The sequence below is a fragment of the Shigella sp. FC1544 genome (assembly GCF_001722145.1).
Classification (GTDB): Bacteria; Pseudomonadota; Gammaproteobacteria; order Enterobacterales; family Enterobacteriaceae; genus Escherichia; species Escherichia coli.
The window spans coordinates 1-11,555 of the sequence record NZ_MECT01000035.1 but is presented as its reverse complement, the minus strand read 5'-3'; the positions used below and the strand labels follow the sequence as shown (position 1 = coordinate 11,555).

The window sequence follows — 11,555 nt, the reverse complement described above, 5'->3', positions numbered from 1 at the left end:
CCGTCGACCGTCCGGCACGGTCCATCACAGTGATAAAGGTTCTCAGTATGTATCGCTGGCCTACACACAGCGGCTTAAGGAAGCCGGATTACTGGCATCAACAGGAAGTACAGGCGACTCGTATGACAACGCGATGGCGGAGAGCATCAATGGTCTTTACAAAGCGGAGGTAATACACCGTAAGAGCTGGAAAAACCGTGCAGAAGTGGAACTGGCCACACTCACGTGGGTGGACTGGTATAACAATCGACGATTGCTGGAAAGGCTGGGCCATACTCCTCCGGCAGAAGCAGAAAAAGCTTATTATGCTTCCATCGGAAACGATGATCTGGCAGCCTGAGTTCACAGATAAAACACTCTCCAGGAAACCCGGGGCGGTTCAAACTCTTTAGAGTAACGTTGGTTTTTTCTGCTCATTATTAGCTCCTTCTGATGCCATTCTATTTCAGGAAGGAGTGTCCGTTAAACTCAGGCTACCTCATCACTCAGGCTGTAGCGGATGTTGCTGCGTGATGCACTGGTAGTGAAACGGTTAGCGTGGCGTTCTGTTCCGGTACGAAAATTACGGCGTTGCTTCAGCATAAAATGACACCTCGTTATTTTGTCATCTGCACGTATTTTTCTGCGCTCCTGATTGTTTTCAGGAAAAGAGCGAAGAGATTTACTGTGCGTCTTGAGTTCTTTTCATCTTGGTTGATGGGAATTGAACCTCTGTCAGCCTGTCTTTTCACTGTGTTAACAGCTTGGTTGGTACGCTTTGCGTAATCTTTCAGGCTTTCTTCAAGTACTGGTAACCCATGCTCATCGCGGTAGGGATAGAACGCTGCTAAACGCTCAAAGTCTGCCTGTTCGTGTGTGTTCAGGACTTTTGCCATGTGTGATAACCTGCGCTATCTGTGGTTGTTTGTGACTTGGTGTACTTATAAGTACACCTTGTGCGCAAGCTTAGTGTACTTATAGGGACACTGTCAATGCTTATCGGTGAAAAAATTAGAGTGATTCGTGAATCAGAGGATTTAACGCGCGAAGAATTTTGCGGCCTGATTGATGTGCCTATCGGCACTTTGCGTCGTTATGAAACGGGGCGGATTGAAAACATAGGGGGCGAAGTGCTTATCAAGATTGTTAATCACCCTCGCTTTTTTAAGTACATGAATTGGCTTATGACGGGAAAAACAAATGAGGCTGCTGGGCAGATCAGTCCCTCTCTCTCCCCTGATGGGCCAGAAAACACATCGTCTTCTCAAAAATCCCGCAAGACTGGTACACAGCCCGGCTAATCATAGAACGCTGGGGGCATGGTGGTCTTGTAACGCTGGGGTTTCACGAATGAGCATAAAATCAATTCCGGGAGGGTATCTTCTTGACATGTGCCCTGAGGGGCGTAAAGGCAAACGCATTCGCAAAAAATTTAAAACGAAATCGGATGCAGTTTTATATGAGCGGTGGGTGCTGGCGCAACAGCATAACAATGAGTGGAAAGGAAACTCTATTGATCGCCGTCCACTGTCAGTGCTTATTGACTTGTGGTGGAAATACCACGGCCAGCTAATGAAGTCAGGGCATAACACGCGCCTTAAATTGCTGCGCTTGAGTGAAGCAATGGATGACCCGTGCGTGCATAAACTTAATACAACGATGCTCACCGAGCTACGTGTGTCCAGGATAGAGCAGGGGATACAGCCCAGCACCATAAATCGAGAGATTGGGGCGTTAAGCGCGATGTTTACCGCACTCATCTCATCCGGCCATTTTCTTAACGATAACCCCGTTCAAGGCCTTAAAGGAATGAAGGTTAACGAGCGCGAAATGGGATATCTGAGTAAGTCTGAATGTGTTCAGTTGCTGGATGCACTGGCTGAAAATCCCGATGAACGACTGGCTGTCGAAATCCTTCTGTCGACCGGGGCGCGATGGGGCGAGGTAGCGGCACTGGAGCAGCGCCGTGTTCTTCATTGTCGAATCACTTTTTCAAAAACGAAGAACAGCAAAAACCGTACCGTTCCTATTTCTGAAAGCCTGTTTGAAAAGATCAAAAAACGGGGCGGGAAACTGGTGTTTCCGACGCTGGATTATTCATTGGTTCGCGATGTCATCAAAACGGTCGCACCTGATGTTCCTGACGGCCAGGCTGTTCATGCGCTGCACCACACCTTCGCCAGTCATTTCATGATGAACGGCGGCAATATTCTGACGCTCCAGAAAATTCTGGGGCACGCAAAGATTCAGACAACGATGATTTATGCCCATCTTGCGCCGGATTACCTGCAGGATGCGGCGAGGTTTAATCCACTAGGAGGTGCTTAAGAGTGAAGTTTCATTTAGATGAACTTAAAAGAATGGCAACGCTCGATAATTTTGCGCGTTTTCTCAATGAGTCGTCTACGAATGAAAAATGTTTGTCGTGTGGCGATACGGATATGTACATGTATTTGACGAATATTGTTGAGGTGGGGCCTGAGCCGAAAACTGCTGAGGAGTGTGATTTAGGCACTTTTGTTATGCTTGATTACATCGGTCCATTTACTGGGTATCCGGGATATGAGGGACATGATCGGGAAAATATCCATAACTATGAATTCCGACTGACCTGTAACAGATGTGGGTTTGTTCATCGTTACTCGGCCCGGGCCTTTATGAACTGGGTAGGCAAGCAGGGTGATGAGAAGTGATGGCAGAGAATGTTGCACATATTTCGCGGTTCAGAAAAAAGAAAGAGAATGCCTATAATGTATCCAACAACCAAGTAACAGGAAGTGGTAATGATGGAGGTGATGGCATGAATGACGACCTTGAACGGCGGGTCAGTTGCCTGGAAAGTGATGTGACTGAAATCAAAAACAACCTGATTACTCTCACCACAAGAAGCGAATCCTTTGCTACCAAATCTGATGTACTGGAGATTCGCGAAGGGTTGAGGCTTGAGATGGCAGAATCGCGCCAATCCCTGAAGTCTGAGATGGCTGATTTACGCCAGTCTCTGAAAGTTGAGATGGCTGAGCATCGTACTGAACTTCAGAAATCATTTGCAAATCAGACTTGGTTACTCACAGGTATTGTCCTGTCTGCGATGGCCGTGCTTGTGGCTGTGGTTACTGTTATTAAGTAAATTTATGGCGGCGATATGATCCACAAAGTGACCACATCCCTGTTATTTGTTGTGGTTGGCTGTGTTTTTGTGTGTCTGTAAGTCTTTGATAATTATCTAACTTGTTGATTTTTACTTGTGTTTATGGCCGCTCTGCGCTTTTTTCTTTTCACTGTCGAAGAGTCACCGTAAAATCAACGCCATGACACTTCAGCAGAACGGATACCATGCTGACACTTGCCCGCCAACAACAGCGACAAAATATTCGCTGGTTATTATGCCTGTCAGTTTTGATGCTGCTGGCGCTTCTCTTAAGCCTTTGCGCCGGTGAACAATGGATCTCGCTAGGTGACTGGTTTACTCCTCGTGGCGAACTGTTCGTCTGGCAAATTCGCCTGCCACGTACGCTGGCTGTATTGCTGGTTGGTGCGGCGCTGGCTATATCCGGCGCTGTAATGCAGGCGTTGTTTGAAAATCCTCTGGCAGAACCTGGACTACTTGGCGTCTCTAACGGCGCAGGCGTGGGGCTTATCGCCGCGGTATTGCTTGGGCAAGGGCAACTCCCCAACTGGGCGCTAGGGCTGTGTGCGATTGCTGGCGCGCTTATCATCACTTTAATACTCTTACGTTTCGCCCGTCGTCATCTTTCGACCAGTCGGTTATTGCTGGCTGGCGTTGCATTAGGGATTATCTGTAGCGCACTAATGACGTGGGCTATCTACTTTTCCACCTCTGTTGATTTACGTCAGCTGATGTACTGGATGATGGGCGGTTTTGGCGGCGTAGACTGGCGGCAAAGCTGGCTGATGCTGGCATTGATCCCCGTGTTGTTGTGGATCTGTTGTCAGTCCAGGCCGATGAATATGTTAGCACTTGGCGAGATCTCGGCGCGGCAACTGGGTTTACCCCTGTGGTTCTGGCGCAATGTGCTGGTGGCCGCGACCGGCTGGATGGTTGGCGTCAGTGTGGCGCTGGCGGGTGCTATCGGCTTTATTGGTCTGGTGATCCCACATATTCTTCGGTTGTGTGGTTTAACCGATCATCGCGTATTACTTCCCGGCTGCGCGCTGGCAGGGGCGAGCGCATTGCTGCTGGCCGATATTGTAGCGCGCCTGGCATTAGCTGCCCAGAGCTGCCTATTGGCGTGGTCACCGCAACGTTGGGTGCGCCGGTGTTTATCTGGTTATTGTTAAAAGCAAGACGTTAGCCGCAAAAAGACGGTCTATGATTAAAAGCTAAGATTTTTCTGACCACACCCAGGAGAAACGATGCAAGATTCCATTCTGACGACCGTAGTGAAAGATATCGACGGTGAAGTGACCACGCTGGAGAAGTACGCCGGTAATGTGCTGTTGATTGTCAATGTCGCCTCAAAGTGTGGCTTAACGCCGCAATATGAGCAGTTGGAGAATATTCAGAAAGCCTGGGCCGATCGAGGTTTTGTGGTGCTGGGATTCCCGTGCAACCAGTTTCTGGAACAAGAACCGGGCAGCGATGAAGAGATTAAAACTTACTGTGCCACCACATGGGGGGTGACGTTCCCGATGTTCAGTAAGATTGAAGTTAACGGCGAAGGACGCCATCCGCTGTATCAAAAATTGATTGCCGCAGCGCCGACCGCAGTCGCGCCGGAAGAGAGCGGATTCTATGCCCGTATGGTCAGCAAAGGTCGTGCACCGCTGTACCCTGATGATATTTTATGGAATTTTGAGAAATTTTTAGTTGGCAGGGACGGATTGGTCATCCAGCGTTTTTCCCCGGATATGACGCCGGAAGACCCCATTGTGATGGAAAGCATTAAACTGGCGTTGGCAAAATAATGTCTATTGTGATGCAGTTACAGGATGTTGCGGAATCTACCCGCCTGGGGCCACTTTCTGGCGAGGTTCGGGCTGGGGAGATCCTGCACCTGGTGGGGCCGAATGGCGCGGGTAAGAGTACCTTGCTTGCACGAATGGCCGGAATGACCAGCGGTAAGGGAAGCATTCAGTTCGCGGGGCAACCCCTGGAAGCATGGTCCGCAACAAAACTCGCGCTGCATCGCGCCTATCTTTCACAACAGCAGACGCCGCCGTTTGCAATGCCGGTCTGGCACTACCTGACACTGCATCAGCACGATAAAACGCGTACCGAACTACTGAATGATGTCGCAGGGGCGCTGGCTCTTGATGACAAACTCGGTCGTAGCACCAATCAACTTTCCGGCGGTGAATGGCAACACGTACGTCTTGCTGCGGTGGTGTTGCAAATCACACCACAAGCCAATCCCGCAGGCCAATTGCTGCTTCTTGATGAGCCGATGAACAGTCGTGATGTTGCGCAACAAAGTGCGTTAGACAAAATTCTGAGCGCGCTGTGTCAGCAAGGACTGGCGATTGTGATGAGCAGTCACGATCTCAACCACACGTTGCGTCATGCGCATCGGGCGTGGTTGCTAAAAGGTGGAAAAATGCTGGCCAGTGGACGCAGAGAAGAGGTGCTCACGCCGCCAAATCTGGCGCAGGCCTATGGGATGAATTTTCGCCGTCTGGATATCGAAGGTCACAGAATGCTGATTTTGACCATCTGATTTCATTAGTATCTTGAAAATCGGGTAATTACGACGCTAAATTAATGCAAGAATAAAAAACAGAGGAACCGTACGGAATGCGTTTCTGCCTTATTTTGATCACAGCACTGTTTCTGGCCGGGTGTAGCCACCATAAAGCACCGCCGCCAAATGCCAGACTTTCTGATTCGATTACCGTTATTGCCGGTTTGAACGACCAGCTACAAAGCTGGCATGGCACGCCGTATCGTTATGGTGGCATGACGCGGCGCGGTGTGGACTGTTCGGGATTTGTGGTTGTGACGATGCGCGATCGTTTCGATTTGCAGCTGCCCCGTGAAACCAAACAACAAGCCTCTATTGGCACGCAAATTGATAAAGACAAGTTGCTGCCAGGTGACCTGGTCTTTTTCAAAACGGGGTCCGGACAAAATGGTTTGCATGTAGGTATTTACGATACCAACAACCAATTTATCCACGCCTCTACCAGCAAGGGAGTGATGCGTTCCTCACTTGATAATGTCTATTGGCAGAAAAATTTCTGGCAGGCGAGACGAATCTAGTATGTCGAAAAATGGACGGCGATGATACATCGCCGTCCATTTACTCCTGAATACAGTAGTATTTTGCAGACAAAAATTCCGTAAATGGATTATTCGTTTATAATCAGGATAATCTAAAAAAAGGACCCCTGAAAAAGTGGTTAACATGGAACAAATGAAAGTTACTCCTTCTGTAATTGTTATGTCTTATGGCCTCATCCCTTTTAGCCGGATACTGAAAAACATCCTTCGAGAGGGACGGTTACCATGAAGATTTTTTTGGAGAATCTTTATCATTCTGATTGCTATTTCCTGCCGATAAGAGATAACCAGCAAGTCCTTGTCGGCGTTGAGTTAATTACCCATTTCTCCAGTGAAGATGGCACGGTGCGTATCCCGACGAGTCGGGTTATAGCGCAACTTACCGAGGAGCAACATTGGCAATTATTTTCAGAGCAGTTGGAATTACTAAAATCATGCCAACATTTTTTTATTCAACATAAACTCTTTGCCTGGCTTAATTTAACGCCACAAGTGGCTACATTATTATTAGAGAGGGATAATTACGCAGGCGAACTATTAAAATATCCGTTTATTGAACTGTTGATTAATGAGAATTACCCGCATCTCAATGAAGGAAAAGATAATCGAGGTCTTTTATCCTTATCGCAAGTGTATCCCCTTGTGTTAGGTAATTTGGGAGCAGGCAATAGCACAATGAAAGCGGTTTTTGATGGTCTTTTCACCCGCGTCATGCTGGATAAAAGTTTTATTCAGCAACAAATCACGCACCGCTCCTTCGAACCGTTTATTCGTGCGATCCAGGCGCAAATTTCCCCTTGTTGCAATTGCATCATTGCGGGAGGCATTGATACGGCAGAAATATTGGCACAGATTACCCCCTTCGATTTCCATGCTCTCCAGGGATGCCTGTGGCCTGCCGTTCCCATAAATCAGATAACGACGTTGGTTCAGCGATAACCCTTCTGTTTGCTGGTGTTTAAGACGAGAGTAACCGTCTACACTATCAAACAGGAGGATCTATGACCCTGTCTTTTGTTACCCGCTGGCGCGATGAATTGCCAGAAACCTATACAGCACTTTCCCCTACGCCTTTAAATAATGCCCGGCTGATTTGGCATAATACCGAACTGGCTAACACGCTGAGTATTCCATCGTCGCTGTTTAAAAATGGCGCAGGTGTCTGGGGCGGCGAAGCCCTACTGCCTGGTATGTCACCACTGGCGCAGGTTTACAGTGGTCATCAGTTCGGCGTCTGGGCGGGCCAACTGGGTGATGGGCGCGGCATTTTACTCGGCGAACAACTGCTTGCTGATGGCACTACAATGGACTGGCATCTGAAAGGTGCTGGCCTGACGCCTTATTCGCGAATGGGTGATGGACGGGCGGTTTTACGTTCGACGATACGAGAAAGTCTCGCCAGTGAGGCGATGCATTATCTGGGCATTCCGACGACCCGCGCGTTAAGTATCGTCACCAGCGATTCGCCAGTGTATCGGGAAACGGCGGAGCTAGGCGCGATGCTGATGCGTGTGGCACCAAGTCATCTGCGCTTTGGTCATTTCGAACATTTTTACTACCGCCGCGAGTCGGAAAAGGTTCGTCAGTTAGCTGACTTTGCTATTCGTCATTACTGGTCACATCTTGAAGATGATGAGGACAAATACCGTCTCTGGTTTAGCGATGTTGTCGCACGTACCGCGTCGTTAATTGCCCAATGGCAGACGGTCGGCTTTGCACATGGGGTGATGAATACCGACAACATGTCGCTGCTGGGACTGACGCTTGATTACGGGCCGTTTGGTTTTCTTGATGATTACGAACCCGGTTTTATTTGTAATCACTCGGATCATCAAGGGCGTTATAGCTTTGATAATCAACCTGCTGTCGCGTTGTGGAATTTACAGCGTCTGGCGCAGACATTGTCACCATTTGTTGCCGTAGATGCCCTGAATGAGGCCCTGGACAGCTATCAGCAGGTTTTGTTGACGCATTATGGACAACGGATGCGGCAGAAACTGGGCTTCATGACGGAGCAAAAAGAGGATAACGCGCTACTGAATGAATTATTCAGTCTGATGGCGCGAGAGCGCAGCGATTATACCCGCACATTCCGCATGCTGAGTCTGACCGAGCAGCACAGCGCGGCGTCACCGCTACGTGATGAGTTTATTGATCGTGCGGCATTTGATGACTGGTTTGCCCGTTATCGGGGGCGTTTGCAACAAGACGAGGTTAGCGATAGTGAGCGTCAGCAACTGATGCAAAGCGTTAACCCAGCTCTGGTATTGCGCAACTGGTTGGCGCAACGGGCGATTGAAGCGGCAGAAAAGGGTGATATGATGGAATTGCACCGCCTGCATGAGGCGCTGCGAAATCCTTTCAGCGACAGAGATGATGACTATGTCAGTCGTCCACCTGACTGGGGTAAACGGCTGGAAGTCAGCTGCTCGAGTTAAAGGCTACTTAGTTAACAGCAGCTTGCCAGCCTGAGTTTTACGGAGCAGATATTCTTGCCCGTCATGATCGATAATCAGTTTGCCATCCGGACCTAACAGTGTCTGGCTGGTAATTCGCCGGATGGGCTGCGGGGAAGCGGTCTTGTGATTGGCATCCGTTTCAGGCGTGAGTTTTCTGCTATCCGTATAACGCATAAAAATTAATAATAATTGATATAACAATGATTCTTATTATCAATATTATGGCAGGCCAGAGCAAGCAGTAATGTGTTGAGAAGACAACAAGTTGCGCAGAAATGCCCATCCCATCAGGAATGGGCACGCATTCAGAAGCGGGTATCTACCGCAGAGGCGAGTTTTTCGACCAGGCGTTCGGTATCTTCCCAGCCCAGACACGGGTCGGTAATGGATTGACCGTAAGTGAGCGGCTGACCGCCGACGATTTTTTGCGTTCCTTCGCGCAGGAAACTTTCCGCCATAATTCCAGCAATCGCCGTAGAGCCATTGCGGATTTGCTGACAAATATCCTCACAAACTTCTAACTGGCGACGGTGCTGCTTCTGGCAGTTACCGTGGCTGAAATCCACCACCAGATGTTCAGGTAAATCAAACTCGTGCAGCGTATCGCAGGCTGCGGCGATATCATCGGCATGATAATTCGGTTTTTTGCCGCCACGCATAATAATGTGGCCATACGGGTTGCCGCTGGTCTGATAGATGGTCATCTGACCATTTTTGTCTGGCGAGAGGAACATATGGCTGGCGCGGGCTGCGCGGATAGCATCCACGGCAATCCGCGTGTTGCCATCGGTACCATTTTTAAAACCTACCGGACAGGAGAGTGCTGAAGCCATTTCGCGGTGGATCTGACTTTCGGTAGTACGAGCGCCAATCGCGCCCCAACTGATTAAATCAGCAATAAACTGACCGGTCACCATATCGAGAAACTCAGTCGCGGTAGGGACACCCAGCTCATTTACCTGTAAAAGTAATTTGCGCGCCAGCTCCAGACCGTGATTTACCCGATAGCTGCCGTTTAAATCCGGATCGGAGATTAGCCCTTTCCAGCCGACAACAGTTCGTGGTTTTTCAAAATAGGTGCGCATTACGATTTCCAGCCGTGACTGGTACTGGTTGCGCAGCGACTGCAGACGGGTGGCGTACTCCATTGCAGCGGTGAGATCGTGGATCGAGCAGGGGCCAATAATGACCAACAGTCGCTTATCTTCACCATTCAGTATTTTTTCAATTCTGCGGCGGGAGTCGGTGACATGGGTGGCGACGCCAGGCGTTACGGGATACCGTAGCGCGAGTTCGGCGGGCGTTACCAGGCTCTCAATACGCGCAGTACGGAGTTCGTCAGTTCTGTTCATTACAAGTCTCAGAAATTTGTTGCTTCTACGGCAGGACTACCGGGAAGTGATGCGCATCACGATAAACCAATCGCAGCTGATTTCAAGTGCGAGGTGTGTCACACCTCGCCGGGTGGTTAGCATGGTAACAAAAAAACAAACCAACGCACTAGTTCTCTAGTACATTCGGCGACTAAGGCCCATGATATCGAGGATCTTGGTGGCAATCTCTTCTACCGAATAATTGGTACTGTTAATCCACGGGATCTGATTTTTACGGTACAAGGCTTCCACTTCCGCGACTTCCATTCTGCACTGACGAAGCGAGGCATAGCGACTGTTCTCCCGACGTTCCTCGCGAATCGCCGCCAGACGTTCCGGGTCGATAGTCAGGCCGAACAATTTATGCTGAAGTGGTTTGAGCGACGCGGGTAGCACCAGATTATCCATATCGTCGGCAATAAAGGGGTAGTTTGCCGTGCGGATACCAAATTGCATTGCCAGATACAGACTGGTGGGGGTTTTACCACAGCGAGAAACACCGAGCAGGATCACCTGAGCCTGATCCAGATTGCGCAACGAAATGCCGTCATCGTGGGCAAGGGTGTAATCAATCGCCGCAATGCGCGCATCATATTTATTGAGATTATTAGGGTTAAGGCCATGGGTACGATGAGCAATCGGCGTTGGATCCAGTTTCATCTCTTGTTGTAGCGGGGCAACCAGCGCCTGAACGATATCCTGGCAAAAGCCTTCACTTTGCAAGATGATGGCGCGAATCTCCGGCAACACGATGGAGTAGAAGACCAGCGGGCGCACACCTGTCTGGTGATAAATTGCGTCAATCTGATCCTTCACTGCCCGTGCACGGCTCTCATTTTCGACAAACGGCAGCGTAATGCTGCTGATAGTGACGGGAAATTGTGACATTACTGCGTGTCCTAATACCTCCGCAGTTATTGCCGTACCATCAGAAATATAAAAAACGTGGCGATCAACAGCATTATCCATTTTGTTCTTCCCGTGATGCAGACATAATTCTATGAAAGCATAAATTAAAAACGCACAGAAGCGTAGGAGGTAATGTCTGGTTTATAAAATGAACCTTCAATTTTATTTTTTATGAAAACAGCATTTCATTTTTATGGTTTCGTTTATACCGATGGTTTATGTGGAAATTGTCGAATAGAGCAGGTTTGCGCAACGCTGGTAGACTGGCCCCCTGAATCTCCAGACAACCAGTATCACTTAAATAAGTGATAGTCTTAATACTAGTTTTTAGACTAGTCATTGGAGTACAGATGATTGATGTCTTAGGGCCGGAGAAACGCAGACGGCGTACCACACAGGAAAAGATCGCAATTGTTCAGCAGAGCTTTGAACCGGGGATGACGGTCTCCCTCGTTGCCCGGCAACATGGTGTAGCAGCCAGCCAGTTATTTCTCTGGCGTAAGCAATACCAGGAAGGAAGTCTTACTGCTGTGGCCGCCGGAGAACAGGTTGTTCCTGCCTCTGAACTTGCTGCCGCCATGAAGCAGATTAAAG

The 11,555-nt window shown here is 49.0% G+C and carries 15 protein-coding genes and 2 pseudogenes; 12 read left to right on the top strand and 5 right to left on the bottom strand.

The genetic code is table 11. The features are described 5' to 3' along the window. Positions 1–340, top strand: a 340-nt coding sequence (locus BGK49_RS03045) for an integrase core domain-containing protein (protein WP_032232706.1), incomplete at its 5' end; no start/stop codon positions are given. A 140-nt stretch (positions 341–480) separates the two neighbouring features. Here BGK49_RS03045 and BGK49_RS25130 read toward each other — a convergent pair. Then, positions 481–582: pseudogene (locus tag BGK49_RS25130) on the bottom strand (DUF4761 family protein); the annotation flags it as partial. A gap of 14 nt (positions 583–596) precedes the next feature. Beyond that, positions 597–875: a hypothetical protein gene (locus BGK49_RS03040; protein WP_001151410.1), complete on the bottom strand. Its 279-nt coding sequence runs from the start codon at positions 873–875 to the stop codon at positions 597–599. Positions 876–971: 96 nt separating this feature from the next. Between BGK49_RS03040 and BGK49_RS03035 the strand changes: the two genes are divergently transcribed. From BGK49_RS03035 to selO, 10 genes and pseudogenes are all read left to right on the top strand, one after another. Beyond that, complete coding sequence (locus tag BGK49_RS03035) at positions 972–1,280, top strand: helix-turn-helix domain-containing protein (RefSeq protein ID WP_000904672.1); 309 nt, start codon at positions 972–974, stop codon at positions 1,278–1,280. 49 nt (positions 1,281–1,329) lie between these two features. Beyond that, positions 1,330–2,307, top strand: a complete 978-nt coding sequence (locus BGK49_RS03030) for a phage integrase (protein ID WP_420894184.1) — start codon at positions 1,330–1,332, stop codon at positions 2,305–2,307. Positions 2,308–2,309: 2 nt separating this feature from the next. Then, a complete protein-coding gene (locus BGK49_RS03025; RefSeq protein WP_000668483.1) occupies positions 2,310–2,672 on the top strand; it encodes a hypothetical protein in 363 nt (120 codons plus the stop codon). Then, positions 2,672–3,109 (top strand): hypothetical protein, encoded by a 438-nt coding sequence (locus tag BGK49_RS03020; RefSeq protein WP_000829983.1) that lies wholly within the window; start codon positions 2,672–2,674, stop codon positions 3,107–3,109. The genes BGK49_RS03025 and BGK49_RS03020 overlap by 1 nt, the downstream gene beginning before the upstream one ends. A gap of 206 nt (positions 3,110–3,315) precedes the next feature. Then, positions 3,316–4,295, top strand: a pseudogene (gene btuC / locus BGK49_RS03015) (vitamin B12 ABC transporter permease BtuC). Between the two features lie 61 nt (positions 4,296–4,356). Then, positions 4,357–4,908: a bifunctional thioredoxin/glutathione peroxidase gene (btuE, locus tag BGK49_RS03010; RefSeq protein ID WP_001154172.1), complete on the top strand. Its 552-nt coding sequence runs from the start codon at positions 4,357–4,359 to the stop codon at positions 4,906–4,908. Further along, positions 4,908–5,657 (top strand): vitamin B12 ABC transporter ATP-binding protein BtuD, encoded by a 750-nt coding sequence (btuD, locus tag BGK49_RS03005; RefSeq protein ID WP_000029458.1) that lies wholly within the window; start codon positions 4,908–4,910, stop codon positions 5,655–5,657. Before btuE ends, btuD begins: the two co-directional genes overlap by 1 nt. A gap of 77 nt (positions 5,658–5,734) precedes the next feature. Then, positions 5,735–6,199, top strand: coding sequence for an NlpC/P60 family protein (locus BGK49_RS03000; RefSeq protein ID WP_001209786.1), 465 nt, complete (start codon positions 5,735–5,737; stop codon positions 6,197–6,199). Between the two features lie 246 nt (positions 6,200–6,445). After that, entirely contained in the window at positions 6,446–7,159 is a 714-nt protein-coding gene (gene ydiV / locus BGK49_RS02995) for an anti-FlhDC factor (protein ID WP_001300634.1), read from the top strand. 62 nt (positions 7,160–7,221) lie between these two features. Beyond that, positions 7,222–8,658: a protein adenylyltransferase SelO gene (gene selO, locus BGK49_RS02990; protein WP_000175699.1), complete on the top strand. Its 1,437-nt coding sequence runs from the start codon at positions 7,222–7,224 to the stop codon at positions 8,656–8,658. Positions 8,659–8,661: 3 nt separating this feature from the next. On the opposite strand, the gene hemP is transcribed toward selO, so the two are convergent. From hemP to ppsR, 3 genes are all read right to left on the bottom strand, one after another. Then, entirely contained in the window at positions 8,662–8,853 is a 192-nt protein-coding gene (gene hemP, locus BGK49_RS02985; protein WP_001270810.1) for a hemin uptake protein HemP, read from the bottom strand. Between the two features lie 131 nt (positions 8,854–8,984). After that, complete coding sequence (aroH, locus tag BGK49_RS02980; protein WP_001082226.1) at positions 8,985–10,031, bottom strand: 3-deoxy-7-phosphoheptulonate synthase AroH; 1,047 nt, start codon at positions 10,029–10,031, stop codon at positions 8,985–8,987. Positions 10,032–10,187: 156 nt separating this feature from the next. Beyond that, a complete protein-coding gene (gene ppsR / locus BGK49_RS02975) occupies positions 10,188–11,021 on the bottom strand; it encodes a posphoenolpyruvate synthetase regulatory kinase/phosphorylase PpsR (RefSeq protein WP_000368051.1) in 834 nt (277 codons plus the stop codon). Positions 11,022–11,311: 290 nt separating this feature from the next. On the opposite strand from ppsR, the gene BGK49_RS02970 reads away from it, so the two are divergent. Continuing rightward, positions 11,312–11,555, top strand: a 244-nt coding sequence (locus tag BGK49_RS02970) for a transposase (RefSeq protein WP_000567704.1), incomplete at its 3' end; no start/stop codon positions are given.

Bases quoted from the DNA above. Each gene is read 5' to 3' on its own strand.
- BGK49_RS03040 (WP_001151410.1), bottom strand. From the start codon at position 875: ATGGCAAAAGTCCTGAACACACACGAACAGGCAGACTTTGAGCGTTTA.
- BGK49_RS03035 (WP_000904672.1), top strand. From the start codon at position 972: ATGCTTATCGGTGAAAAAATTAGAGTGATTCGTGAATCAGAGGATTTA.
- BGK49_RS03030 (WP_420894184.1), top strand. From the start codon at position 1,330: ATGAGCATAAAATCAATTCCGGGAGGGTATCTTCTTGACATGTGCCCT.
- BGK49_RS03020 (WP_000829983.1), top strand. From the start codon at position 2,672: ATGGCAGAGAATGTTGCACATATTTCGCGGTTCAGAAAAAAGAAAGAG.
- btuE (WP_001154172.1), top strand. From the start codon at position 4,357: ATGCAAGATTCCATTCTGACGACCGTAGTGAAAGATATCGACGGTGAA.
- btuD (WP_000029458.1), top strand. From the start codon at position 4,908: ATGTCTATTGTGATGCAGTTACAGGATGTTGCGGAATCTACCCGCCTG.
- BGK49_RS03000 (WP_001209786.1), top strand. From the start codon at position 5,735: ATGCGTTTCTGCCTTATTTTGATCACAGCACTGTTTCTGGCCGGGTGT.
- ydiV (WP_001300634.1), top strand. From the start codon at position 6,446: ATGAAGATTTTTTTGGAGAATCTTTATCATTCTGATTGCTATTTCCTG.
- selO (WP_000175699.1), top strand. From the start codon at position 7,222: ATGACCCTGTCTTTTGTTACCCGCTGGCGCGATGAATTGCCAGAAACC.
- hemP (WP_001270810.1), bottom strand. From the start codon at position 8,853: ATGCGTTATACGGATAGCAGAAAACTCACGCCTGAAACGGATGCCAAT.
- aroH (WP_001082226.1), bottom strand. From the start codon at position 10,031: ATGAACAGAACTGACGAACTCCGTACTGCGCGTATTGAGAGCCTGGTA.
- ppsR (WP_000368051.1), bottom strand. From the start codon at position 11,021: ATGGATAATGCTGTTGATCGCCACGTTTTTTATATTTCTGATGGTACG.